Annotated in this window: 20 protein-coding genes and 2 pseudogenes; 11 read left to right on the top strand and 11 right to left on the bottom strand. The window is 61.9% G+C overall.

Going from position 1 to position 26,153, the window contains the following annotated elements; translation table 11 throughout:
* Nucleotides 1-244: 244 nt before the first annotated feature.
* The 7 genes and pseudogenes from PWP93_RS16315 to PWP93_RS16285 form a co-directional block, all read left to right on the top strand.
* Nucleotides 245-373: pseudogene (locus tag PWP93_RS16315) on the top strand (phage integrase central domain-containing protein); the annotation flags it as partial.
* A gap of 776 nt (nt 374-1,149) precedes the next feature.
* Complete coding sequence (locus tag PWP93_RS16310) at nt 1,150-1,512, top strand: DUF3870 domain-containing protein (RefSeq protein WP_421045124.1); 363 nt, start codon at nt 1,150-1,152, stop codon at nt 1,510-1,512.
* Nucleotides 1,513-1,757: 245 nt separating this feature from the next.
* A complete protein-coding gene (gene glaH, locus PWP93_RS16305; protein ID WP_421045123.1) occupies nt 1,758-2,702 on the top strand; it encodes a glutarate dioxygenase GlaH in 945 nt (314 codons plus the stop codon).
* Between the two features lie 254 nt (nt 2,703-2,956).
* Nucleotides 2,957-4,708, top strand: a complete 1,752-nt coding sequence (locus PWP93_RS16300) for a hydantoinase B/oxoprolinase family protein (protein ID WP_421025903.1) — start codon at nt 2,957-2,959, stop codon at nt 4,706-4,708.
* 21 nt (nt 4,709-4,729) lie between these two features.
* The gene (locus PWP93_RS16295; protein WP_421045122.1) at nt 4,730-6,829 is read left to right on the top strand and encodes a hydantoinase/oxoprolinase family protein; all 2,100 of its coding nucleotides are present in this window, start codon (nt 4,730-4,732) and stop codon (nt 6,827-6,829) included.
* Nucleotides 6,830-6,931: 102 nt separating this feature from the next.
* A complete protein-coding gene (locus tag PWP93_RS16290; protein WP_421045121.1) occupies nt 6,932-8,290 on the top strand; it encodes a purine-cytosine permease family protein in 1,359 nt (452 codons plus the stop codon).
* Nucleotides 8,291-8,374: 84 nt separating this feature from the next.
* Nucleotides 8,375-9,511 (top strand): porin, encoded by a 1,137-nt coding sequence (locus tag PWP93_RS16285; RefSeq protein ID WP_421045120.1) that lies wholly within the window; start codon nt 8,375-8,377, stop codon nt 9,509-9,511.
* 67 nt (nt 9,512-9,578) lie between these two features.
* Here PWP93_RS16285 and PWP93_RS16280 read toward each other — a convergent pair whose 3' ends face one another.
* Nucleotides 9,579-10,964 carry a PLP-dependent aminotransferase family protein gene (locus PWP93_RS16280; RefSeq protein WP_421046100.1) on the bottom strand — a complete coding sequence of 462 codons (1,386 nt, stop codon included), beginning with the start codon at nt 10,962-10,964 and terminating at the stop codon, nt 9,579-9,581.
* A gap of 224 nt (nt 10,965-11,188) precedes the next feature.
* Entirely contained in the window at nt 11,189-12,178 is a 990-nt protein-coding gene (locus tag PWP93_RS16275; RefSeq protein ID WP_421045119.1) for an AraC family transcriptional regulator, read from the bottom strand.
* A 298-nt stretch (nt 12,179-12,476) separates the two neighbouring features.
* Here PWP93_RS16275 and fae point away from each other — a divergent pair, with 298 nt between their 5' ends.
* Nucleotides 12,477-13,022 (top strand): formaldehyde-activating enzyme, encoded by a 546-nt coding sequence (gene fae, locus PWP93_RS16270; protein WP_421045118.1) that lies wholly within the window; start codon nt 12,477-12,479, stop codon nt 13,020-13,022.
* A gap of 210 nt (nt 13,023-13,232) precedes the next feature.
* On the opposite strand, the pseudogene PWP93_RS16265 reads toward fae, so the two are convergent.
* Nucleotides 13,233-13,379 (bottom strand): annotated as a pseudogene (locus tag PWP93_RS16265) (DUF1275 family protein); the annotation flags it as partial.
* A gap of 566 nt (nt 13,380-13,945) precedes the next feature.
* On the opposite strand from PWP93_RS16265, the gene pgaB reads away from it, so the two are divergent.
* Both pgaB and PWP93_RS16255 read left to right on the top strand, forming a co-directional pair.
* Entirely contained in the window at nt 13,946-16,036 is a 2,091-nt protein-coding gene (gene pgaB / locus PWP93_RS16260) for a poly-beta-1,6-N-acetyl-D-glucosamine N-deacetylase PgaB (protein WP_421045117.1), read from the top strand.
* A 61-nt stretch (nt 16,037-16,097) separates the two neighbouring features.
* Nucleotides 16,098-16,268 (top strand): hypothetical protein, encoded by a 171-nt coding sequence (locus PWP93_RS16255; RefSeq protein ID WP_421045116.1) that lies wholly within the window; start codon nt 16,098-16,100, stop codon nt 16,266-16,268.
* A 31-nt stretch (nt 16,269-16,299) separates the two neighbouring features.
* On the opposite strand, the gene PWP93_RS16250 is transcribed toward PWP93_RS16255, so the two are convergent.
* The 3 genes from PWP93_RS16250 to PWP93_RS16240 form a co-directional block, all read right to left on the bottom strand.
* Nucleotides 16,300-16,881 carry a hypothetical protein gene (locus tag PWP93_RS16250; RefSeq protein WP_421045115.1) on the bottom strand — a complete coding sequence of 194 codons (582 nt, stop codon included), beginning with the start codon at nt 16,879-16,881 and terminating at the stop codon, nt 16,300-16,302.
* A 126-nt stretch (nt 16,882-17,007) separates the two neighbouring features.
* The gene (locus PWP93_RS16245; protein ID WP_421029081.1) at nt 17,008-18,318 is read right to left on the bottom strand and encodes a chloride channel protein; all 1,311 of its coding nucleotides are present in this window, start codon (nt 18,316-18,318) and stop codon (nt 17,008-17,010) included.
* A gap of 81 nt (nt 18,319-18,399) precedes the next feature.
* Nucleotides 18,400-19,599: an MFS transporter gene (locus tag PWP93_RS16240; RefSeq protein WP_421042788.1), complete on the bottom strand. Its 1,200-nt coding sequence runs from the start codon at nt 19,597-19,599 to the stop codon at nt 18,400-18,402.
* Nucleotides 19,600-19,987: 388 nt separating this feature from the next.
* Between PWP93_RS16240 and pal the strand changes: the two genes are divergently transcribed.
* Nucleotides 19,988-20,494: a peptidoglycan-associated lipoprotein Pal gene (gene pal, locus PWP93_RS16235; protein WP_421045114.1), complete on the top strand. Its 507-nt coding sequence runs from the start codon at nt 19,988-19,990 to the stop codon at nt 20,492-20,494.
* 41 nt (nt 20,495-20,535) lie between these two features.
* Here the strand turns inward: pal and PWP93_RS16230 are convergent, their stop codons facing one another.
* The 5 genes from PWP93_RS16230 to PWP93_RS16210 all read right to left on the bottom strand — a co-directional run bounded on the left by PWP93_RS16230 (nt 20,536) and on the right by PWP93_RS16210 (nt 25,867).
* Nucleotides 20,536-20,784, bottom strand: coding sequence for a hypothetical protein (locus PWP93_RS16230; protein ID WP_421045113.1), 249 nt, complete (start codon nt 20,782-20,784; stop codon nt 20,536-20,538).
* Complete coding sequence (locus PWP93_RS16225) at nt 20,768-22,732, bottom strand: chloride channel protein (protein ID WP_421045112.1); 1,965 nt, start codon at nt 22,730-22,732, stop codon at nt 20,768-20,770. Before PWP93_RS16225 ends, PWP93_RS16230 begins: the two co-directional genes overlap by 17 nt.
* Nucleotides 22,733-22,789: 57 nt before the next feature.
* On the bottom strand, nt 22,790-24,391 hold the full coding sequence (locus PWP93_RS16220; protein WP_421029086.1) for an APC family permease: 1,602 nt from the start codon (nt 24,389-24,391) through the stop codon (nt 22,790-22,792).
* Nucleotides 24,392-24,499: 108 nt separating this feature from the next.
* Nucleotides 24,500-24,931 (bottom strand): MarR family winged helix-turn-helix transcriptional regulator, encoded by a 432-nt coding sequence (locus PWP93_RS16215; RefSeq protein ID WP_421029087.1) that lies wholly within the window; start codon nt 24,929-24,931, stop codon nt 24,500-24,502.
* Nucleotides 24,932-25,492: 561 nt separating this feature from the next.
* Complete coding sequence (locus tag PWP93_RS16210) at nt 25,493-25,867, bottom strand: STAS/SEC14 domain-containing protein (protein WP_421029088.1); 375 nt, start codon at nt 25,865-25,867, stop codon at nt 25,493-25,495.
* Nucleotides 25,868-26,153 lie beyond the last annotated feature (286 nt).

The raw sequence follows: 26,153 nt of genomic DNA, 5'->3' as shown, positions 1-26,153 counted from the left end.
GCTGTTCCATAGAGTGCCAGCGTATTCCGTTGGACTCGCCAAACCCCCTTTCTGGGTGGGCTTCTCGGCCCACGTCCTGTTCCCTGAGTTGCCGGCTAGGTCCGTTGACTTCCCGCGTTTTTTCGGGGGGTAAGTTTTGGGGTAACTCTAAGCGGGAAACAGGAGTTACCACCATGCCCCTTTCCGATACTGCAATCCGTAGTACAAAGGCTGGGCTTCGCCCTGTCTCTTCCTCGCAAAACGCCCGATCAATGAGATTTCCGCGGTCGAACTGCTGGCTGCGTTGAGGGAAATCGAGCAACGCGGCGCCGTCGACACTGCACATCGTTCTTTGCAGAAGTGCGGACAGACTTGCCCGTGCGCAGGAACATGATGCAGGCGTGGGCTGATCACCTCGATCAATTCGAACACGGTGCGAGAATCCTAAAAATGCATTTGCCGAAGGCTGGTTGACGCACAGAACCGGCATTACGGACAATTAAAAGCGTCTGCGCGAGATCACCGACATAGCGCACGCTATTTACTGTTATTGCGGAAGTCTTGGAGACGGCGAGCGTTTTACGAACGGCCGAAAACGGGAGAGAACTCGGGCACAACGACGCGAGGCCGTGGTGCTAGGAGCATGCCGCTGCACATTGCTGCTCCACACGCGGTCGGAGTGATTTAGTGTAGTGAATAATTCGAAATCCTCTATATATGACGGTTGCAGTGGTATAGGCCAAACCTCGGCAAGCAAAGCCTGACAGCCCGCGCGGGTATCAAGCCAGCATCGTTTGGCGAATTCGCAGCTTGATCGCATCGAGGTGCTTTTCCAGTGCGACGCCTGGCTCGGCGCCTAGAGGAATCAATTGGGCCAGGGTAGTCATGCACCTCCTCCGAAACGGAGCGCTTTTACGGCCCGCGCCGGGTGGGCCCATTCACAGCCCAATTTATCGGTCTGATCAGCCTTCCCGCGGCAAAATTCTTTCAATGATGGGCCGCCAGTGTACTGCCGGCGGAAGCAGGACAGTACGTGGATCGCTCGCAGTGGGCTGTACATTGCCGCGTGATATCGCCGTTCCTAAACTGGACTCCAGATATCGAACGGGAGCGAACGATGCAGACCCATCAACTGCGCAGCCTTGCCGCCGCGACGTGGTGCACCCGATCATGAACCGCGCTCAAACGCTGTTCGTGGCGGGACACGCGCGGCTGCCCCAGGGCATGGCTGCTCAGCATCTGTTCGAGTCGTTGGCGGTCACCGTGGAGATCGACGCGAAATACGCGGTTATCCTCGATGCTTCATGCACACTGGTCACGGAGCATGGGCGGACCTTCATTGGCGACCTGCTGCGTGGACACAGCCTGCGCGACGGCGCGGCGCCGGTCATCGACCGTGTGCAGCGTTGCTACATTGGCCGCGCCGGGCTCGCGCTCGTTGCGGCGCTCAAGGACTTGCATCTCCAGTACGAACGCAGTCTGTCCGAAGCGCCAGACACGCGCCCGGGCAGTATTTCGCGCAGAGGGATGTAACGCGGTTCACCAGGCGCTTGCCTGTGCCGCGCCGGCTCGTTTCGCACCCGTGCGAAACGGGTCGGCGCCGCCTCTACACCTTGCTCCGCGCAGGATGACGCCTGCAGCGACAGCACAGGTTCCCCGATTGCCATTCGCTGCGAGCTGTCGCGACGCGCCATGCGGCGTGGGCCGGCAGGACCGACACGCCGTCGAGGGCGCCAGGGCGCCCGCTCTCATCCAGCACAGTCACTCAAGGACAGATCATGCAACGAGAGCAGCTTTTCGCACGTCCCGCGTTCACTAATGTTGCCGGCGACGCCGGGTTTCGCGTCCAGCCGCACGTGGAACATCAGCGGCTTTATCACATCGAGCTCGACGAGCACGCGCTTGCCGACTTCTTCAAATCGCACCGCTCGATGAGCAGCCAGCATCTGGAATATGTGCCGACCGCGCGCTTCATGCTCGCCCAGGCGCTGGACGAGCGCCTGGGTGCCGGCTTCAGGCAGACGCTGCGCGCGATCCTGCATGAGCGCGATAGTGGCGGCTTTACGATTGGGGTTCAGGGCGTCACATCTGATCATGAGGATTACGTGAAATTCGGCACGGCCATCGGCCATCTCATCGGGCCAGCTAATTACGACGCAATGTCCGGGGCGTTTTATGCGCGCTTCGTGGTCGAGGCCACCGATGCCAGCGATTCGTATCTGCGTCAGGCGTATCGTCGCTTCACGCTGCATACGGATGGTACGTTCGTCGACGAAGCAACGGACTGGCTGCTGATGATGAAGTTCTCCGAGCATCACGCACGCGGTGGCGAATCGAGACTGCTGCATCTCGACGACTGGGAGGAGCTCAAACGTTTCAGCGAGCATCCGCTCGGCGCGTATCCGTTTACCTACCGCTCACCTGCGAGCAAGAACATCACGCAATGCGTGGCGCGGCCGACGTTTTTCAAGGTCAATGACCGCGAGTGCATCTGCTATATCGACCAGTTCGTTTGTCCAGAAAGCATCGAGCATGCGGCGTGGCTGCAGGCGCTTTCCGATTCGATGGAGGCGTCTGCTGGCACCTCGGCACTGCCGTTGCCGGCGGGGGACCTGATTGTGCTGAATAATCAGTTCTGGCTGCATGGCCGGGCGCCGTTCGAACCCGATGCGCAACTGCATCGGGAACTGATGCGCCAGCGTGGCCGCTTTTCATCGCGGTGAAGAAGGCGGCGATGGCCACCACATACGAGCTTGCGATCGGGGGCGGCGCCGTGCCTGAGCGCGCCCGTGGGGCGTACCGGATGCGCTAGCCGCACAGTGCGCGTGTATGGCTCGCAGCGGCAACACAGCGTGGGTGCGAAGCCGCTCTGCTGTGCATTGTTGGGCCAATTTTGCCTTTCTACTCTCGTTCTATCCGCTTCGGATCGGGCTCCTCATCGGGAGCCCGGAAAAACACTTATCAGATGGAGACAGCAATGGCACGAGATGTTGATCCGATTACGCTTGCCGTCGTGCGCGGCGTGCTCGAAACCACGCAGCGCGAGATGACCATGACGCTGGAGAAGACCGCGCGCTCGAGTGTATTCAACGTTGCGCACGACTACAGCAATGCGATCTTCAACGAACGGCCCGAGATGGTCCTGCAAGGCCAGGATATTCCTATCCACCTGGGCGGACTGATTCCGGCCATGAAAGAGGTCGCACGCTTCTTCGGCGATGATCTCCACGACGGCGACATCATTTACCACAACGACCCGGTCTACAAAGGCAGCCATATCGTCGACTGCTGCATGTACAAGCCGGTGTTTTACAAGGGCGAGCTGGCGTTCTGGACGGTGTGCAAGGGCCACGTGACCGACATTGGTGGCCCGGTACCAGCAGGCTATAACCCGGATGCGAAGGAGATCTACGCAGAGGGTCTTCGCATTCCGCCTGTGAAGCTTTGGGACCGTGGCGTCGAGCGTTACGACATGGTCAACTTCATGTTGAGCAACATGCGCTCGCGCCGCGACCAGGAGGGCGATCTGAAGGCGCAGCTTGGCGCGGTCAACGTTGGCGCGCGCAACCTGATCGCGCTGCTCGACAAATACGGTGTCGAGACGGTGCGTGCATGTATCGACGAGCTGATGGACATGGCCGATCGACACATGCGCCAGATCATCCGCGCGGTACCGGACGGCACCTATGAGGCGAGCGCGATACTGGAGGATTCGGGCCACGGCTTCGGCGAGATCGAGATCAAGGCGACCGTGGACATCGCAGCGGATTCGTGCCGCATCCGTATCGAGAGTCCGCCGCAGATTCCCTACTTCATCAACTCCTACGAAGGCAATTCGATCTCGGGCGTCTACCTCGGCCTGATGATGTTCGCCCAGCTCGATCCACCGTATAACGAGGGCTTGTACCGCTGTGTGAGCGTCGACCTTGGCCCGAAGGGGACACTGTGCAACGCGCGCGAGCCCGCGCCGCACGTGAACTGCACGACGACACCGATGGAAACGCTCGCCGACGCGGTGCGCCTCGCGCTGGAAAAGGCGCAGCCCGAGCGTGCAGTCGGCTCATGGGGCCACTCGAGCGGGGTGAATATCGCAGGACACGATCAAAGAAACGATGAGGAATACGTCACGATGGTGCTGGCGTCGCTCGTATCGGGCGCGGGCGCAACCGGCTACATGGATGGCTGGCATGCGTGCGGGCCACAGTCCTGTTTCGGGGCGCTGTATTCGGGCGACATCGAGACGCTCGAATATTCGTATCCGATCCTGATCCATCGTTACGGGCTGGTCACGGACAGTGCAGGAGCGGGCCAGTATCGCGGTGGCAGCGGCACGGTCTGGGAAGTCGAGCCAATCGGCCATGAAATGACGGTCGTGAGTTTCGGAGAGGGGCGCAAGCTGCCCGCGATCGGCGCCAACGGTGCGTCGAGTGCCTTGCCGGAGACGAAACTCGGCCGCGTCGACCTGAAGCGCCACGGCAAGGTGATCGAATCGCATCAGGAAAACTCGGTTATGACGGTGCGCGACGGCTATTGCCTCGCCACGTACAACCCAGGCGGCGGCGGTTGGGGATCGCCACTGTTGCGCGATCCTGAGCAGGTGGCGACAGACGTGCGCAACGGCATTGTTTCAATCGGTGCGGCGCACGCCGAGTATGGGGTGGTAATCGACGAAGAAAGCCTGCGCGTGGACCGCGCCGCTACCGATGTGCTGCGCGCCAGCCGCCGCTAACCGCAAGACGAAGGAGACACCATGAACAGCAAGCAATATCGCCTGGGCGTTGACGCAGGCGGCACGTTTACCGATTTCGTTCTCGCGGACGGCGCAGGCCAGATGCGCCTCTTCAAGGCCACTTCGACGCCCGAGGACGGCACCCGCGCCATCGCGGACGGCCTGGGACAGATTGCGCAGGCGCTTGGCCAGCCGGTCGGGCAAATCCTTTCGAATCTGGACTTGTGCGTCAATGGCACGACTGTCGCGCTGAACGCGCTGATCCAGCACAAGGGTGTGAAGACCGGCCTCATCTGCACGGCCGGCCACGAGGATTCGCTCGAAATCCGCCTCGGGCACAAGGAAGAAGGACACCGCTACGACGCCTGCTATCCGGCCGCGAAAATGCTCGTCGAGCGCTATTTGCGCAGACCGATCCGCGAGCGCATTCTGGCCGACGGCACGGTGCACACGCCGCTGAACGAGGACGACGTGCGCGCCGCGTGCGAACTGTTCCGCCGCGAAGGCGTGGAGGCCGTCGCGGTCTCGTTCGTGTGGTCCGTTGCCAACGGCGCTCACGAGCGGCGCGCCGCAGAGATCGTGCGCGAGATGCTGCCGCATGTGTATGTGTCAGTGGGTCTCGAAGTGTTTCCGCAGATGCGCGAATACACGCGCACCTCGACGACCGTGGTGAACGCCTATCTCGGCCCCGTGCTCTCACGCTACGTGAGCCGTATCGAACGCTTCTACCTCGACAACGGGGTCGAGTCGCCGGTGCGTTTCTATCAGTCGAACGGCGGCATGGCGTCGCCTGCCGCGATGGCCTCGCGCGCCGTCAATGCGATCAACTCGGGGCCGGCGTCTGCGCCGCGCGCGGCGCTGTTCGTCGCAAAGCCGTTTGGCTATCGCAATCTGATTACCGTCGACATGGGCGGGACGTCGTTCGATATCACGCTGACCAAGGACGGCGTGACGAACGTGAACAAGGATATCGACTTCCTGCGCTACCGGATCGGCACGCCGATGATCCAGGTCGAGACCCTTGGTGCGGGCGGCGGCTCGATCGCGTGGATCGACGCGATGGGGCTGCTGAAGGTCGGGCCGCAGAGCGCCGGCGCCGTGCCAGGGCCGGTGTGCTATATGCGCGGCGGTACGGAGCCGACGGTGACCGACGCAAACGTCGTGCTCGGCTACCTGAATCCGGAGTCGTTGCTCGGCGGCCGGGTGAAGATTGACGGAAAGGCTTCGCAGGCTGCGATCGAAACGCACATCGCGAAGCCGCTCGGGCTTGGTGTTGGCAAGGCGGCATACGGCATTTACAACATCGTCAACGTGAACATGATCAACGGCATCCGGCGGGTTTCGATCGAGCGCGGCTACGATCCTCGCGACTTCGTCCTGATCGCTGCCGGTGGCGCAACCTCGCTGCACATCGCGGGCCTCGCGCGCGAGATTGGCGTGAAGACGGTGCTGGTGCCCAAGCTGGCCTCGGGGCTGTGTGCGTTCGGGCAACTGCTTTCCGATGTCAAGTATAACTACATGGCCGCGTGCCCGATGCGCATCGAGCCGCACACGTCGTTCGAGCGCGTGCAGCGGCAGTTCGACCGGCTCGAGGCCGACGCAGTGGCGGCGCTCGAACGCGAGGGCTTCCCGCGCGAGCGCATCCAGGTCGAGCGCCAGCTCGACATGCGCTATTGCGGCCAAGTGCATGAGTGCTCGGTGAACATCGGCGCCATGGAGGTCAGCAGGGAGACCATCGGCCATATTCGCGAGTTGTTCGACGAGCGCCACAAGCAGCTTTTCACGTACGCGGAGCCGGAAAGCCAGGTGGAGATCGTGAACATCGAAAGCACCGTGTACGGCGTGCTCGAGCAGCCGCCCGCGCAGACCATCGACGCGGGATCTGGCGAAGTGGAGATTGCGATCAAGGAGCGGCGCAACATGATCTTCGGGCGAGGGCAGGACGTCGAGACGGTGCATGCGCCGGTATACGACGGCACGTTGCTGGGTGCGGGCGACGTGGTTGCCGGCCCTGCGGTCATTGAGGAGGTGACGACCTCGATCGTGTTGCCGCCGCAATGGAGCGCGCGCCTTGACGCAACGGGCGTCTACGTGCTGACGGACGAAGGCGAAGCGGCCTGACGCTGAATCGGTGTGGCGGGCCGTGCGTCGCGCGGTTCGCCTGACGATGAAGCAGGCAGGATTCCTGGCGCTTGATTACACCAAAATTATTTCGGAGGACTTATGGAGATTGATGCCAATGCGGAAAAGCACGACAGCAGCTATGCCGCAAGCCCGGTTCCTGACGACGCACGCATGTCGCGGGGCTCATTGACCATGGCGTGGTGGGCGATCTGCAGCGCGATGTTCTGGCTGGTGGTATCCGCTACGCTCGCTATCCATTTCGGCACTGTCAATGCGCTGATCGGGCTTGCGCTTTCGGTCGCCGTCTACAGTGTGATCAACCGGGTGATCGTGCGCTTCGCGATCTCGAGCGGATTGTCGGTTGCGCTGTTTTCGCGCGTCGTGTTCGGCAGTTTCGGCGCGCCGCTGGCGACCCTGATTTTCTTCGCAACGGCGATCTACTATGCGCTATTCGAAGGCTCGGTGATCGCCATTGCGATCAACGCCTACTTTCCGTCCATCTCGCTGCATCTGGCCTACCTGATTGTCGTGACCTATAGCGTGCTGCTCGTGTTCGGCAGCGTGCAGCGCTGGCTCGACAAGTTCAACGGCGTGCTGCTGCCGTTTTACCTGATCGGTCTCGTGGCAGCGCTGATCGCCGCATTCTCCGCGAGCGGCGACCACAGCGCCTGGCTGCATCTGGGGCCGTCCGGCGGCGCGCCGGCAAATGGGTGGTGGAACTGCTTCACCGCATTCATGGGGGTTTGGATTCTCATGATGTACACGTGGGACTACGCGCGCTTCGGCAAGAAGCAGGACGCCGCCTATCACGCGAACCTGAACTTCGGGTGGATCTTTTACACGTTCACGTTCCTCTGCAACGGCGTGGCGGGCATCTTTCTCGCTGGCACGCTTGCGACCCAAGGCGCGTTGAGCGAAGTGTCGGTGGTCATGGCGCTGCTCAAACTCATGGGTTTCGGCGGGCTGCTGTTCGTCTGGGTCACCCAGACGCGCATTAACACGGCGAACTTCTATCTCGCGTCGACGAACATGCACGCATTTTTTCAAAGTGCGATCGGGCTGCATTTGCCGGAATTCGTCTGGTCAATCATAGTTGGCGCGCTCGTCTATGCGCTCATGCTCACGAACGTCTTCAGCTTCATCCTGCAGGCGCTCGCGTATCAGGGCATCTTCGTCGTTGCGTGGGTTGCGATCTCCGTCACGCATATCGTGTCGCCGCACTACAACGCGATTTTCGGTGGAGCGATCGAATATCGGCGCGAGCGCGTGGTCGCGCTCAATCTGTGCGGGCTCGGCGCGTGGCTCGCAGCAACCGCGATCGGCATCGCGCTGCTCGAATGCGGCGGCGCCGTCGCGACATTCTCTGCTCCCGCGGCGGCCGTAAGCGCGGCGCTTGTCTATCGCGCGGCCCTGACGCTCGCTGGCAAGGGGACGTTCGTGCGCGACGTGGTGCTCTAAGCAGTTTCGCGCGGTGCATGGCGAGGTGAGCGCGCCCCCGCGCCGCGGACACCCATTCAACATCAAATCAACATGGAAGAGACAATGAAAAAATTCGTGAGCGCAGGACTGCCGCTCCTGCTGCTTGCAGCCGGTGCGCAGGCGCAGAGCTCGGTCACGCTATATGGCGTGGTCGACCTTGGCATGGACTACGCGAACAACGTGGTGAACGCGAGCAACGGCCAGGCGGTGGCGGGCAGCGGCGGCCGGCTCGTTCAGATGCAGAGCGGCGTGCCGCTCGGCAGCCGCTGGGGCGTCAAGGGTACAGAGGAGCTGGGTGGGGGCTTGAGCGCGATTTTCCGGCTCGAAAGCGGCTTTGACGCCGCAAATGGTCAGGCGGGTGGCGGCCTTGCGTTTTCACGCAACGCTTATGTCGGCATTCAGTCCGTGCGCTACGGCACGCTCACGCTTGGCCGGCAATGGGATGCAAACGTCGATCTGCTGGAACCGTTCACGCTGAATGGGCAATACGGAGGATGGTACTTCGCACATCCGAACGATATGGACAATCTCGACAACGGCTTTTCGGTGCCGAACGCGATCAAGTACGTGAGCCCAGCGATTGCGGGTATCACGTTCGAAGGCCATTACTCGCCCGGCGGCCACGCGGGCGCGTTTTCGACCGATTCGACCTGGAGCGTGGCGCTCGCATACGCCGGCGGCGCAATTAGCGCGGGTGTTGGCTATCTCCACGTTGACGATCCGCTGACGGCTGTAGCGGGTTACGCGTCGGGTGGCGGCTTCGCCAACGCCATTTATGGCGACGCGCTCGCACGTGCCCGCAGCCAGAGCGTGCTCGCAATGGGCGCGTCATACGTGTGGGGCTCGCTGAAAGTGTCAGCGGATTTTTCGGACACCGCGTTTCGCTCGGCGGTTGGCGGCGGCGACATGACGTTCCAGAATTATGAAATCTCCGGAACGTACTCGGTCACGAGCGCATTGCTTCTTGGCGCGGGTTTCACCTATACGATCGGGCACGCGCACGTGAGCGACACCACGCCGAAGTATCAGCAGGCCAACCTGATCGCGCAGTACGCGCTTTCCAAACGCACGTTCCTCTATGCGATGGGCGCGTTCCAGAACGCCTCAGGCGACGCGCCCGTGGCCCAGATTGCGGGCTTCAATCCGTCGAGCACGAGCAGGCAGGTCGCGGCGAGGCTTGGCGTGACGCACCAGTTCTAACGGGCGCAGGATAGGTATAAAGATGGCGCAAGCGGCATTCGCCGGCTTGCGCTGCTTTTGCGCTGCGCTACGCGAGAGCCAGAAACTCGAACAGCGCATCGTGATCGCAATAGCCGACATTGAAGCGCAGCCAGGGCGTGGTTGCCTCGTCGTGCATGAACAGATGACCGGGCGCGAGATAGATGTCCTTGTCGAGCGCGCGGTTAGAGAGCGCGCGCGAGTCGTCGTGGGACGGATGGCGTGCCCACACGAACAGTCCATCGTGTGCGTCGTTGAACAACACCATACCCGCCTGGACGAGCTTGCGCCGCGTTTCGTCCTGCGCGCGCGACAGGTTATCGCGCAGCCCCTTGAGATGCTTGCGATAGCGGCCATCGGTGAGAAGTTGATAGACGAAGCGCTCACTGATCTCCGAACTCGTGAGGCCGGTAATCATCTTGAACTGCGTGAGGTCCTCGACGAGGTCCGGATGCGCGGCGATATAGCCGGCGCGCAGGGCCGGAGAAGCCGTTTTCGAAAAACTGCCCACATAGATCACGCGCTCGAGCTGGTCCATGCTCGCAAGAGGGCGGCGGGCCGCGCTGTCGAGGTCGGCGCATACGTCGTCTTCTACGATCAGGAAGTCGTGTTTCGTGGCAAGCTGGAGCATCCGGTGTGCGGTGGCAGTCGAGCACGACGCGCCCGTTGGATTGTGCAGCCGCGGATTCGTGAACCAGGCGCGCGGCTTGTGTTCGCGCAGCAACTGCTCGAGGACCGCGATGTCCGGGCCGAGCGGCGTCCACGGCACGCCGACGATATTCACGCCGAGCCGCTTCAGATGGAGGAACAGCAGGCTGTACCCGGGCGAATCGACAAACACCGTGTCCGCGGGCTTGATTAGCAGATGGATCAGAAGCCCGAGCGCGTGCGCGGCGCCAGTCGTCATCAGCAACTGCTCGGGCGGGCAGAAGACCTCTTGCTGATTGAGCCAGTCGGAGATCTTCCAACGCAGCGGCAGATAGCCCTTGGGCGTGCCGTAGCCGGCCATCGAGCCGTTCGTATGGAGCGACATGTTGCGCATTGCGCGTCGCAGGCCTTCTTCGTCCAGCCAGCGCGGCGCAATCCAGCCGCAGCCCGGGTTGATTTCGACGTTATGGTTTTGCCAGATGCGGTTTGGCATCCACAGCGAATCGAAGCCCGCGGCTTCGTCGCTACGTGCGTCGTAATCGCGCCGACCGCCGCGCTGAAAACTGCGCACGAAGAATCCGGCGTTCTGGCGCGGCACCAGCAGGCCGTCGGCGACCAGCCGGTCATAGGCGTCCACGACAGTCGACACGCTGACGCCGTGCGATTCCGCGAAGCTGCGGATCGACGGAATCTTCATGCCGGATTGGAGCTTGCCGTCTTCAATCAGCGTGCGGAAGTGATCGACGATGCGCTGCACGAGCGACCGGGACGTATCGGGCATGGTCATATACACGGCATCTCTCCTTTTGTCCTGGGTGCTGCGGGCCCGCGCGCCATCCGGCACGACGGAACCCGTTGATTCGCACTCTACAAAGCGGAAAAGCCGCTCACTTGCACAGTGGCGCACAAAAGCCTGGACTGGAGCGCCCGGATGGTGGGCGATCGGGATGCGGTGCCGGTAAGGATTTTGTCAGGAGAATGCCGGCCGCGCGGCGCTGCCTGAGCCGAGGCTTACGGGGTGTCGCCTTCGTACCGGGCAGGCGAAACGCCGGTGGCCTGGCGGAACACGCGGCTGAACCAGGCGGGATCGGAGAAGCCTACGGCATACGCGATTTGCGTGACGCTCAGGCGTAGCTGTGCGCGGTTTGCGAGAAGGCGCTTTGCCTCGAGAATGCGGCGTTCGCGGATGGTTGCCGAGATGGTTTCCTGCCGCTCCGAAAAAATCTTCTGCAGATAGCGCTCGGACACGCCGACCGCGCGCGCGATGCCGGACGGGTCGAGCGCCGGGTCGCAGAAGTGCTGCTCAATCGCACGCAAGGCGCGCTGCCGGTGTGCGCTGCGCACGGACGTTTCGCTGCTGATGTCGTCGGCGCCAAGGAGTGCCATTGCCAGCAAATCGAGCAGTTGCTGCTCCAGCCGCTCGTGGTGCGCCGGCAGCAGTGCAGGGCCATGCTGGCCATAGGAGGCCGCGAAATCGAGAAAGAGCGCCACCAGTGGCTGGCTCGAGTCGCATGTTGTTGCGACCCAGTCGTCGAGGCTCGGCAGGCGTGCGCGGAGCGAGCGGCATGGAATGCGCAAGGTGCGGACCTCGTTGTGTTGCGCAGTCTCGAACGTGTAGCCCTCCGCGCCGTTGACGACCGTGAAGCCGCCCGGGCGAACGATGGCCTCGCGACCGCGCTGCGCGACCCGTACTGACGCCTCCCGAGGTATTTCCACCACGTAGAAGTCGCGCCCGTCCGGCATGGCGCGCGACGCGCGGCGCTCGGTCAGCATTGGATCGGTCTTCAGCGTGCATGCGCGTATGTTTCCGATATCGACGCGCGTGAGCAGGCCCGAGCGAAAGTCGCGGCCAATCTTCACGTCGAGCGGGAAGTAATTGTCGTGGAGGATCTTGAACCATGCCTGTACGCCGGTGTGAACCTGCCCGGAAGCGTTGAGGTCGACATTGAAGGTGCGAGCTGGCGACGCACTTCGTGCGATGCTCCCGCCATTTTCAGTCATGCTCGTCATCTCCTTGCTGAAATGGGGCGCTGTGCGACAGGCGTTGAGCACCGGGCAGCGCTACGCAACGGTATCGCTACGTCAATCCACGCGCAATTCGGATCCGCCCGGGGCATGCCTGCAACGTGCAGGTGTCGTCGCAGTCAGGTGCTGCAGAGGTGATGCCGGTTTGTCACCGTGTCACGAAAGCGATACACGTTGCGCAACGCCATGGCTGCTCAAGGGCGTTGACTCGAGTGGCACTGTCCTTGCATGCAGCCAACCTCCCATGTCCAACTATCGAAGGGAGGAAGTAACGATGAGTCTCGATTTGACGTTCCGCGCAGGCGAAGCCACCGTATTCGCGGCGCCCGGCCAGGTGACCGACGCGATGCCCGAAGTCCTGATAGGCCGCGTCGACGGACCGGTCGGTCACGCGTTCGCCAATATGATGGCGCAGAGCAAAGGACACACGGCCATGTTCGCGATTCGCGCCTGCAATCAGATGGTTCGCCCTGCCACGATGATCGTCCCAAAGGTGACGCTCAAAGACATGGCCACTATCGAGTTGTTTGGTGGCGTCGTGCAGTCGGCTACGTCGGATGCCATTGTCGATTGCCTGATCGAAGGGATCTTGCCTAAAGACCAGGCCAACGAGCTATGCATCATCAGCCTCGTGTGGATCGATCCGCGCTGCGCCACAGACGCCAATCTCGATAAACGGGACATGTACCGCACGAACTACGAGGCAACCAAACTTGCCGTTCAACGCGCCATGAACAACGAACCGGGCATTGAGACGCTTATCGCCAACCGACACACCGTCAGGCACGATATGGACGACTGGAGTTCAAGTGCGGTTTGAAGCGCGCCTTTACACCCCTTGGAAGGGAGCCGCTGTCAACACGGCCAGCCTCTAGCCGCTGACTTGAATGTCGTGCGTAGTGTTCCTGGCCAAGCCCTCATATCGACGCTTGAAGCCGCGCCACCAGCCATTTCCTGAAAATTTTGAGTCTCGGGTTGAGGTCCTCCTCCTTGCGGTAAAGGAGGTGATACACGTGGTGGGCCGAAGCAGCCGGTACCGATTCCAGTACAAACCCTTGCCGAGTTCAATGCCCAGGTCGGTCACGATGCCGGTCATGTGCGTTGTGCGTCTTTCGGCTCGTGAAATCTTTGTGATCATGGCGTTTTGTACGCCCATGACATAGCAGAGTAGCGCGACGATTATCCTGCGATTGACATGGTGACCGCGACGACGCGCGAATTTGTTGTGTGGTTTCGGTCGATGTTGCGCAAGTCCGGTTCGGGGTGCGTTTTTCGGTTGGCAGTACGTGACGTTATCCTGCAGCAGGAGATGTACCGGCTGATTAAAAGATCGTAACCCGGTTGCTGCTGATCGAGTTCATTGTGTTCCGCCGTTTCGTGGGGGTAGATCCGCCTGCTGCCTTGACGGCAGCAGGATCCACTGCGGGGAAATAAAAAGCGCATCGCTTTTGGATAAGACCTCCGGGGTCGCATCGGAAACTTTGCTGAGTGCAATGACAGCACGAGATACCCGGTCAATCGGGCTGGTCACCCGGCGAGCCTTCCAAACCTTGCCTGGAATTCGTGTGCTCATCCAGGTATGGCGCGTGCGCACCTTCGGTACTTTGATTGCCACGAGAAGTGGAACGGCAGGACTTTCCTCGTCAGCACTCCAGCCTCGGGCGTGCAAAACATCACGCTCCTCACACGTGACGCTACGTTGTTTACGGTTCAGTTCCGACGTCAGATTTTGAAAGGAGGCCGATGATGCAGACTCGGCGACGTTTCATTTGCGGGTGTCTGGGTGCCATGGCAGGCGGGACACTCTTCCCATCGTTCGCTTCCGCAAGGCTGATTGACATTCTTCCACCGGCCGATCCGGCGGACGGTGTGACCTTTCGTGTGCTGTGCTTCCATGACGTGCGCGACAACTTGCGAGCGCAGTACCATACGAACGGGCTGATCGATCCCTACGCGGTCGACACCGGCACGCTGACGTCGATTTTTTCGTGGCTGGAAGACAACCATTACCACCCTGTCACGATCGGCGCGATTCTGGCTTCACGCGCAGGCGGCGATCCGTTGCCGCCGCGCCCGGTACTGCTGACCTTCGACGATGGCTTCAAGAGCCATCACGACAAAGTCTTGCCGCTGTTGAAGGACTTCCGCTATCCGGCAGTCATGGGCATCGTGACATCATGGATCGATACGCCTGTCGAAAGTGGCGTTCGTCTTTCGGATAAGCTGGTCGTGCCGCGTAACATCTTCATGTCATGGGATGACGTGCGCAACGTGGCCTCGTCTGGGCTGGTCGAGCTGGCGTGCCATACGCACGACCTGCATCACGGAGCAATTGCCAATCCGCAAGGCAATGAGTTGCCGGCAACAACATCGCATCTGTACCTGAAAGATCAGCAGCGCTACGAAACGGACACCGAATTCCATTCGCGCGTGCAGTCGGACCTGGCCACATGCATGCAGCAAATCAGGGCGCAGACGGGCGCTTCCGTGCGGGCGATGGTTTGGCCTTACGGGGCACAGAACCTTGCCGTGCGCACTATTGCGTCGGATCTTGGCATGCCCACGCAGTTCACGCTCGAGGACGGCCCGAACACGCGTGATGTGCCGCTCAACCGGCTGCGCCGGATTCTGGCGACCTACGATATCGACGTTGGCGGTCTGGAGCGCTCGATGCGCGAACCCGCGCAGAACCGCGGGGAAATCAACCCGGTGGAACGGGTTGCCGTCGTTGCACTGGACGACGTGTACGACCCCTCACCTGCTGCGCAGGAAAAGAAGCTTGGCGAGCTGATCGATCGAATGTACGCATTGCGTCCGAGCTCCGTATACCTCCAGGCGTACTCGGACCCCAGACGTTCCGGGTTCGCACGCGCCGTGTACTTTCCAAACCGGCACCTGCCGATGCGCTCGGATTTGTTCTCCCGCGCAGCATGGCAGTTGAACACGCGTGCTCACGTGGAGGTCTACGCGTGGTTACCGGTGCTCGCCTTCGCGATCCCGGCCAAGCTTGACAGGCGGGTGGAGTTCGTCACGGCGGCAACCGGCAACCGCCTGCCGCCCGGTGCCTCCGGCGTGCGGCGGCTCAGCCCTTTCGATCCTGCTGCGCGGGCGTATGTGCGCGAACTGTACGAGGACCTGGGCAAGTATTCCGCTTTCAACGGCGTGCTGTTCGGCGAGGACGCGATGCTTACCGATTACGAGGACGCGGGGCAGCATGCGCGACAGACGCTTGCCCGCTGGGACCTGCCGCAGAGTATCGACCAGATTCGCTCCAACCCCGAACTGGCGAAGCGTTGGGGCGACATGAAGACCCGGTATCTGCTCGACTTCACAAAGGAGCTCAGGAAAATCGTGCTCGATAGCCAGAACAGCGACGAAGTACTGACCGTTCGGACGATATTTCCCGATGCCCTGGTCGATCCACTTGCGGGACGGCGCTACGCGCAGAACTACGAGGCATTCCTCGGCACGTATGACTATGTCGGGTTGCTCGCCATGCCTTCTCGCCAGGGCATCACGTCGGTGGATCATTGGCTCGATTCGTTGAGCGAAGAGGTGCGGTCCGTGCCGAACGGTGCTCACCGGACGGTCTTCCTGCTCGAAGCCACCGACGCCCATTCCGGCGCACGCATACCAACGGGGCGTCTCGTGAACCAGATGCGTCATTTGCGTATGACCGGGATGGTGAGCTACGGGTACTATCCCGACAACTTCGCTCGCGATCTGCCGCAGGCTGTTGCGCTCAACGATGTTCTGTCAACACGATCGCAGCTCAACCGTGATTCCATCAAGGCGCTGTTTCAGGCCAGCACCAGCGGGGCACTTTACCGCTGACGCATGACGCGCCGTAACATCGCGCGTGCCTTTGGCGTATGAGCCGCGTCTGCGAGGCTTCATGCTGCGCCAGCAGGATGCAGCGGTGCGCTTTGCGGGCTCATTCACGCCGCGCAGCCGTATCGGACTTCTCCTGCGCGATTGTGTCGTGAACCTCATGAACGTCCCGCAGATTGGCGCGTGGCTTGCGCCGCGCATGCTGGGAGAGCGCTTCCTGTTTCCTGGCGATTAGCGTCGGTAATCAACAGGCATCCGGGGCCACCCTAATCCTTCCGTTCGACGCGCAGATGGCGCGTATTACGTTCGATCGACATCAGAACCAGAAGCAGCGTGAGGAATCCCGTCAGGGCAAGCAGCGTTCCCAGAGAAGCCCTGAACTGCTCGCTCCTGTCGTGCGCGATCTCGAGGGCACGCTCGGCTGCGGCGATGCGCTCGATTTTGACGCGCGCATACAGATTCATCGCCGCCGCTACGTACCGTTCGCGATCGTCCCATTCCCACGTTGCTGCATGCTGGCTGGCACGAGTGACGACCTCCGAAAGCTTGTTCAGGAACTGCTGCCGGTCGGGCGGGGGAACGTTGCCCAGCCACGCGTTGAGCAGCGGCTGGCTCGCGTTATCCCCATTCAGGACCTGACGCAGCGGGGCCGGGATCGCGAGGCCCGCCGCGGCCTGGACGCTTACTTCCGGAATGTTGCCGTTCGCGCTATTGCCGGAGATGGCATCGTTGGCCGTCTCGGAGCCCGGGAGCGAGGCGAGTACATCGGTCACGCTCACTGACGAATCCGCAGCTGCGCTGTGTTTGGCGGGAACCGCGAGTGCGAAAATGACGGCGGTGATCGCCATCACGGCTGCGACGAGGGCGGCGATGCATAGTGCGCGGGCCGTGCCGAGCAAGCGACGCTCCAGCCTTTCTGCAAGCTTCATTTCAATCCCGTTGGTATCGGTAGAGGCGCGCCGTTGGCATCGAACTCACGGCTCGCGCAGATAGCGCTCCGACAACGCCTCGTACAGCGGCGGTGCAAAAAAACGCGAGACGCGGCTCGCGATGAGCGCGGTGGCCATCAGCGAGATGACGAGCGCATGGCCGTTGATCATCTCGATGACGATCACGAATGCCGTGATCGGACTCTGCGTCACCGCTGCGAGATAGCCGACCATACCGAGCGCAATCAGCATCGACAGTTGCATCTGCGAGAACACCATGTGCAAGGTATTGCCGATGCCGGAGCCGATGGCCAGCGACGGCGCGAACAAGCCACCGGGCGCGCCCGGCAGATACGATCCCACCATCGAGATGAGCTTGAGGATCGGGTAGGCCGCGCTGACATGCGCAGTGTCTTCCAGCATGCCGCGCGCCTCGGCGTAGCCGCTGCCAAACGTGTGACGGTGAGACAGCACGCCAACGACGGCGATGACGAGGCCGCATAGCGCCCCGAACAGCACCGGCCGTTGCGCGCGCATCTCGAGCAGCATGCGCGGCATCCAGCGCCGGGTATTGAGCAGCAGCCAGCAGAAGCTGCCGCCCAGCACACCCGCAAGCACACCGGTCAGCACGACGGCGACGCTGAGCCACTGTGGCAACCCGGAGCCGATATCGATCGTGCCGAAATACACATAGTTGCCCTGGAGACCCAGCGAGACGACGCCAGCGAAGATGATGGCCGTGATCAGCACGCCGCTCGTGCGCTGCTCGAAGCTGCGCATGAGCTCTTCGATGGCGAACACGACCCCTGCAAGCGGCGCATTGAATGCCGCGGACAGGCCCGCGGCTGCACCTGCGAGTGCCAGCCTGCGTTCGAGCACGCCCGGCCGGATGGTGAGGAAGCGCTGGGGATAGAAGCGCCTCAGACTGAACATCAGGGCGGCGCCGACATGGATGGTCGGTCCTTCGCGGCCAATCGTGAACCCGCCGAGAATGGCGAGGAACGAGATGAAGATCTTGCCCACGAGGATGCGCAGCGTGAGCAGTCGCGGACCGAGTTCGTTTGGTCCGTGCAGCATCGCAATGACTTGCGGGATGCCGCTGCCTTCGGAGCCGGGAAAGAACTTCCGCGTGAGCCAGACCGTCACTGCACCCGTTGCGGGCGCGACGAGGAGCGGCAGCCAGAACCGCTCAGCTGCGTAGCGCAGGAACAGCGCATAGCCAAAATCGATCAGCTTTGCGTAGAGCACGGCGACGAGGCCGACGGCGATCGCGCCCAGCCAGAACACGCCATAGTGGAGCCACAGCCGGTTGGCGCGCTGTAACGTTCGCCTGTCGATCAGCCCGAAGATTCGCACGATCTGTATCCCCTGTTTGTCGATTGTCGTTGTACGGATGGTACAGGCGTTTCATTCAGTTCGCGCCAGGGCGCAAATAAGTCAGGCACGGCGCAGCGGCGGCGCCTTCATGCTGGCCGCGATCAGGAGCCAGCAGAACACGAGCCCCGAGCACGTGTAGAACACCGCGCTCGCGCTGCCGTGCTTGAGCAGCCAGCCGCCCACCACGCCGCCGAGCGCGAGCCCGATCGACTGGGTGGTGTTATAGACGCCCGTGGCCGCGCCCTTGCGGTTGCCCGGTGCGAGCTTGGACACCAGCGAGGGCTGCGAGGCTTCGAGAATATTGAACCCGAGAAAGTACACGAACAGCACGGTCGCCACGATTGCTATGGTATGCGCAAGCGAGCCGAGCAGAAGCTGGCCGATCAGGATAAGCCCAATGGCCGAGCACAGCACAGCCTTCATCTTGCCCCGCTTTTCCGCGGCGATGATGGCAGGCACCATCAGGACGAACGAGACGCCCATCACCGGCAGATAAATTTTCCAGTGTGACGCCACAGGCAGGCCCGCGTCCACGAGCAGGCGCGGCACGACGAGAAAGAGCGCGGTCTGCGTGGCATGCAACACGAGCACGCCGAAGTTCAGGCGCAGCAGTTCCACGTTGTGCAGGACTTCGGCGAACGGCGCGCGCACATGCACGGGTTTGGGCGCATCGGGCACGATCCACAGCACGACGCCCACGGCGAGAATCGAGAACACGCCCACGAGGGCGAACAGGCCGCTCATGCCGACCCAGTGGAACACGATGGGCGCGCCCACGATCGCCACCGCGAAGGACATGCCGATCGAGCCGCCCACCATCGCCATGGCCTTGGTGCGGTGCTCCTCGGAAGTGAGGTCGGCGATGAACGCGAGCACCGCCGAGGAAATCGCCCCCATGCCCTGAATCACCCGCCCGACGATGATCCACGTGATGTCGTGCGCGAAAGCCGCCACGAAGCTGCCGAGGGCAAAGATCACGAGGCCGATGACGATCACCGGCTTGCGGCCCATCTTGTCCGAAAGCCAGCCATAAAAGATATACAGGAGCGATTGCGTGACACCGTAGGCCCCGAGCGCAATGCCGACGAGCAGCACGTTGTCACCGCCGGGAATGGTTTTCGCGTAGACCGAAAACACCGGCATGATCATGAAGAGGCCGAGCATGCGCAACGCGAAGATCGCGGCGAGCGACACGGTCGCGCGCATTTCCGGCGCGCTCATGCGTGAAGAAGGAGTAGGCGACGTCGAGGAGGTGCGCATATGGGCAATCGAAAAAAAACCCAGCGACAACGCTGGGTCAGGGGAGTTGCCGCCGGTACTCTACCGGTGGTAACTGGACGTTTTCAATCCGGCAAGCTGAGGATACAACGGTATCGTGCTCACTTCTGATGCACCCGCTGAAAGCATATTGCAATAAATAGTCACAGCATGACATTTTCTCCAGTTTGAGCCGCAATACTTAAATGAAGCTTAAATTTGTCGCTTCAGGTGCGCGGTTTTGCCGGAGGATCCGGTTACGCGAGAGCATTCGTGAAATCCAACACCAACGCGGGAAAATACGCTGGCATCCGGGCATATTGCCACCTAGACTGCATCATGCAATGAAAATAGTGGTGCTACGCATGTCCACCCGGACGGGGAGCCTCGGATGAGCCTGAATCGATCCTGCGCGGCAATCCTGCTGGCTGCGCTGCTTGCCGGATGTCATTCGGCAACGACGGTGCCGCAAGCCAGTGGCACGGCAAACACCAATGCCGCCACGATGCAGCCCGTCACCGGGGCAGCGTCCTCAGTCGACGAGCTGAACAATCCCAACAGTCCGCTCGCCAAACGCAGCGTCTATTTCGATTTCGACAGCTATGACGTGAAGAGCGACTATCTGCCGTTGCTGCGCGCCCATGCCAACTATCTGCGCAATCATCCGGCCCAGCAGGTGCTGATCCAGGGCAATACCGACGAGCGCGGCACGGACGAGTACAACCTGGCGCTGGGCGAACGCCGCTCCGAAGCCGTGTTGCACGAGCTCGAATCGCTCGGCGTATCCGGCTCCCAGCTCGAGGCCGTCAGTCTTGGCAAGGAGAAGCCCGTGGCGCCTGGCCACGATGAGGCGTCGTGGGCCCAGAACCGGCGCGCTGATCTGGTTTATCGTCAGTAGTTCGTATCACTATGGCTGGGTACCCTGGCGCACCCAGCCATTCACATGCCCATGAAGTAGGGGCGTACATCCATTTCCTCTGCCCACGTCTGGACGTCGAGCATGTCTTCGAAATCCACGGGCAGCTCTTGGTACATGCAGCAAAAACCGTTCGCCGTCCGGTAGACGATCACCCATGCGCGATTGTCTTCGCCAGGCCGGCTGGATCCCGGGGCATTGTGCAGCTTCGCGTAATGCAGTGCCGCTTCAATGCGGCTGCGGACCGCGCGCCATTCAGTCGTTAGTTTCATGACGGTCCTCCTCGTCTGCGCCACGCGACGCTACTTCGCGCTGCAACGCACGCGCATCGCCGTGCGGCCCGCGCGCATCGTTGTTTGCGCGAGCCGGGAAAATGCGGATGCTGCTGGCGACGGCATCCGCAATGTGCTCCTTTGCAATGACGCCGCTGACTCGCAACGGCCCCGATAGACCTCCAGCGACGACGACCGCCATCGTCGCCCTGTGCTGCCGCAACTGGCTGATGACGTCGAATGCGGCATCGGACTCGTCGACGACGATGTAGTTGTGTTGTGCGAGCCGGCCCAGCGTCACCGTCAGGTCGTCGCGACTCACGGCGCGCCGCAGGCCGGTATTGATGCGAAGCACGCCGTTTATCTTGCCATCGCGTGTGACAACCACATGACGAAAGGCCGGGTCGCCTGGCGAGCGAAGCAGATTCCGGAACGGCACGGCCTCGTCGAGCACGAGGACATCGGTTTCCATGACCTGTGCAGCGCTTTGCACCAGAAACATGTTGGCATGCAAGGCATTGGGAATGACGTGCCCCCGGCGCGCAAGCTTCAGCGTATAAATGCTCTCGTGCGAAAGCAGGCGGCGGGTGCCCAGGCTAAACGCGACGGCTATGATCATCGGCAGCACGATGTCGTAGTCGCGCGTCATCTCGAAGATCATCGCCACGGCAGTCATGGCGGCGCCGGTGCCCGAGCCGACCATGGCGCCCATGCCCACCATGGCGAACGCAGGAGCGCTCACCGGCACCCCCGGCAGCATGAACTGGAACGCCGATGCCAACGCGGCGCCCAGCGTCGCGCCGACGAACAGTGACGGAGAGAAGACCCCACCCGACGATCCGGAGCCGAGACTGACCGAAGTCGCGAACGTTTTCGCGGCAGCAAGCAGAAGCAAAAACAGGCCGCCCTGCAATTGGCCGTAGAGCGTCGCCTGGATCGACGCGTAACCCACGCCTTCGACGTAATAGTGTCCGGCGTAACGCATCAGCGCGTACATCAACGCACCGACAAGCAGCATGCCGAGCGCGTGGCGCCAGTAGCGATTATGGATGCGGTCGAAGCCGTCTTCCGCCCAGTGCAGCGCGCGTATCAGCACGGCAGCGGCAGCGCCGGTGACCACCCCGAGTACTGCGTACAGCATCATCGTGAGGGCGCTGCCCGGCTGATTGGGCAACGCGCCCAGCTGCGCGGGCACCAGAAATGCGGGTTCGCCTCCGAAAAAGAGCCGCCCGACGAACGTGGCTGTCCCGGTCGCGAGGGCAACGGGAAGAAACGTGTTGACGCTGATCTCCGGCATCATCAGTTCGGTCGCGAAAAGTACGCCGCCGATAGGCGTGTTGAAGGTGGCGGCGATCCCCGCGCCCGCCCCGGCCGCGACCAGCGTGATGCGCTGGCCCGCAGCCATCGGCATCGCCTGGCCGAGTGTCGAGCCGAGCGCCGAACCAATCTGGATGATGGGGCCTTCCCGGCCCACGGCCGCTCCGGTGCCGATCGCAAACGCCGACGCAAGCGACTTGACGACGGCGACGACCGGCCGGATCACGCCGCGTTTGAAATAGATCGCGTCCATGACTTCTGGCACGCCATGCCCCTTTGCCTCGGGCGCGAAGGTGCTGACGAGCCAGGTGACGACGAGCGCGCCTGCAACGGGAACGAGGATCACCCAGGCGCCCCATGGCGCCGCAGGTGTGAACCGGCTCGCGTCATAGGAAAATGACAGATGGCCGAGAAAGAACACATTGTGCACGGCGCCAATCAGGCCGCGAAACACGACGGCCCCGAGTCCGGTGACGATGCCTACGAGGAAGGCATAGAAGCACAGCAGATAGATGCCTATCGGCTGCGCTTCGTCATCGGGCAGGGTGGCCGGTACGGCGCGCCCCGCCGCGACCGGAACGGCCTGGCGAGCGGCCTTCCCAGTATCCTGTTGCCTTATCCCTTCGCTCATGGTCCTGTGCTCCCGGCTGCCATCGGTTGCTTTGCGGCGCTCGCCTGACTGTGGTCGTTAGCTGGTGCTGTTCATGCGCGCCATCATGTCAGCGGTTTCGCTGCCGTCAAGCGAGCTGCGAAGCGCAAGCAGGAGCACCACAATGCTCCAGACCGTGACGACCAGGATATCCCAGCCAAAGCCGATCACTCCGCGTCCGCCGCCGATTCCGCCAAGCCACGAAAGCACCCAGAGGCCGCCGAACCAGGGCAGCAGCCATGCGATGTGCTTCCAGCCGAAGTCGTGAACGCTGCGGCGCGCAATGAAGTGATAGTGGACGGCGTAAATCACGAAGCCGATCGCCACAAGCGTGAACAGGAAATTGTTGGTCTTGAACCCGGTCCAGTAAATGATGAGGTTGCTGCAGATAAAGGCGAGCGGGGCGATGATCGCGGCGCCGCTCATGCGGAACGGCCGTTGGAGATCCGGCAGATTGCGCCGCAGGACCAAGAGCGCGACGGGACCGAGGCCATAGGTCAGCACGGTGACGGAGGTAATGTAGTTGACCATTTGCTGCCACGCCGGGAAGGGCAGCAGAAACAGCACGCCAACGACCCACATCACGAGCACGCTGAGCCACGGAATCCTGTTGCCGTTCAGGCGCGTGAGCGCGCGCGGGCCCGCGCTCAGCTCACCGGTGGCGAACAGGACGCGCGAGCCGCCCGTCATGTACATGAGGCCGGTGCCGCCCGGCGAAACATAGGCGTCGATGTAAAGCAGCGTCGCCATCCAGCCCAGCCCGAGCGTGGCCGCTAGTCCGGCAAACGGCCCCATTTCTCCCTGGAAGCTCAACTGCGCCCAGCCGTGCGCGAGGTCGCCGGGCGAGAGCGCCATGATGAACGCGACCTGGAGCAGGATGTAGACGACGGCGGCCAGCACCACGGCACCTATCACGGCAAGCGGAATATTGCGGTGCGGGTTGGCGGTCTCCCCGCCCAGGTCGATGGCTGTGCGAAAGCCGAGATAGCTGAAAACGATCCCGGCGGCCGGCAATGCCGTGAACATGCCCGAGAGCTTGTAGGTGCCGGGCGCCGCGTGCATGACGTCCCAATGGGTGCTCGCGGCGATCAGCCCAACGATGGTGGCGAGCGGCACGAAGATCTTCCACCACGTGATGGTGGAGTTCACGTTGAGGAGCCAGCGCACGACCATCAGATTCAGAAGCGCCATGACGCCGAGCAGCGCGGCACAGGCGACGAATCCCGTCAACGTAAGCAGCCCGGAGCTTCCCGGGCGGATGAACCAGGGGAGATAGTTGTTGGCATAGGTGACGATGGCCTCCGCTTCGACTGCGGGCACGGGCACATAGGCCAGAAAGAGCAGCCAGCACCAGATGCGGCCGAGCCCTTCGCCGTGGCTGGCGTGGCTCATGTGGACCAGCGCGCCGCTGCGCGGGAAGAGCGCGGCGAGCTCGGCGAAGCACAGCGCAATCAACATGATGATGATGGCGCCCAGTATCCAGCTCCCGATGCTGTACGGCCCCGCGATCCGGGAGGCGTGAAATGCGCCGAACAGCCAGCCCGAGCCGATCATGCTGGTGGTGCTGGCAAACAATAGCCCTACGATTCCGGCATCACGCCGGAGCTTGCCTTCGAGGGTCAGGCTTGAGGGTGTGCTCATGCTGAACTCCTTGCTTTCAGTCACCCCTGACCTAATGCTTTGTTCTTGTGCCGTGTGTGGCGTTCTCCTCTTCGTTGGCACGAGACTACGGGCTCTTGTCGCTTCGTGCTATTCCTCTTTGTCCCTGAAAGCCCAACCGAAGGACTGAACCTCCTGCTTGTGAAATGCGGCCACCTTCATGAGGCATTGCTCCCCCTTGGGCGTCAGGTGCACCTGTGACTGACGGCGGTCGTATGGGCTCTGTACGCGGGAGACAAGCCCGGCCGCCTCACAGCGGGTGACCAGCGCCACGGTTCCGTGCGACGAAGCCTGCAGGCGTTCGGCGATTTCGCCCACGGTAGCCCAGTCGCGGTCGGGAAACGCGCGTGTGTGCAGCATGAGCATGTACTGGAGAGGCGTTATCCCCTGCGCATGCAAGAATTCCTCGGAAATTCGCAAGAACCTGCGCAGACGATAGCGAAACTCCGAAAGCTCCTCCAGGTCGGCCCGTGTCACCTTTTCCGTTACTTGACGGGGCTTCGGTGGCATAGGCCTGTCCATATTTTGGTGAGCTTAGGTGGGGAAAGATCACTATGTGACATAAAATATAGACGTAATTGAGTTGTCGTGCAAAACACGATTGTATAAGGGAGCGCCGCGCCGCAACGACTGGACCACGCGCTGGCTTCGCCTGCCGGCGGTGCCTCGGTGTTCATTTCCATCGGCGGTGTGGGCCGCTCGCGGTCGCAATGGTTTTCGGCGTTGCCGCGCGGACAGCGGCAGTTCGAAGTCGATTCCTCAAAGCTACGTGGTCAACGCTTTCACTGGTACGCGCCAAAGCCTCGCGCGTGGCGGGGCGCCCTGTTGCGTTATTGATCGGGTCGCAAGCGTCTATGTCCACGCAGGATGTCAGAAATGGCGGCGAAGCCTGGTTGGTGCTGATGCCTCATTCGTCCGCCGCTCGCTTTCGCCTGGCACCTGGCTGATTTTTTTGTGCTTGGCTTCCCCGCTGGTCGGCAGCGTTCATGTTGTCGTTTTGCTGCGCTCCGGCGAAATGCGTCGTGCTGGCCGTACCCGGTTCCCGGGAGTGGCTGCGCTTCCGGGAATTGAGGATGTGCGATTCTACGGAGACTTACCTTCGACAATCCATGCTCGCGCTGTTGCCGCATCGCCATTTAAATATACCCGGACATCACCAGGGATCATGAATCGAAACGCAGTCAGTGCAATTCGGATCCATTCGACGTTCGTGACGACGGCAACGCGCTCCCACTGTGTGATGTGTTGCATACCGACCTTGAAGTCCTCCCATGCCGCACCCGGGTCCATTCCAGAGAAGTCGGGTCCCAATTCATAGTAGCAGCGGACCTTTGGGTGACTGCGAAGTGTTGCTTCCAGCGCTGGAAGCAACACGTCTTCATAGTCCTTTCTCGTAACACGCCCCGTGGCGACGAATCCTGCTACGCCGTCCGGCAGGCCGGTAACAATCTCGATCATGATCGTCCCCTTCTCGTGATTGGGTGGTGCTTGTCAATGCGGCCGGTAGGGCTCGATGAAGCTCTAACCGGGGAGACACTTCGCAAGGCATAGATCCCATCATCTGGACCACATCCCCCTCGTCCTTACGATAGTCGACTCCGGTATCGTTGCCAAATCGCCGGGAAAAATGGGGAAGAAGGGCCCGGAACCGATGGCGTTTGCTTCCTCTTCCTCATAGTGCTTGCGCGGGTTGTCGCGGCTAACCGCCATTGCGCGGCCACTCCGGATGATATCTGTCGCGCCT

This window comes from Paraburkholderia sp. A1RI-2L, from assembly GCF_048957375.1.
Taxonomy (GTDB): Bacteria; Pseudomonadota; Gammaproteobacteria; order Burkholderiales; family Burkholderiaceae; genus Paraburkholderia.
The sequence above is the reverse complement of the archived record's forward strand: the minus strand, read 5'-3'. Positions and strand labels throughout refer to the sequence as shown.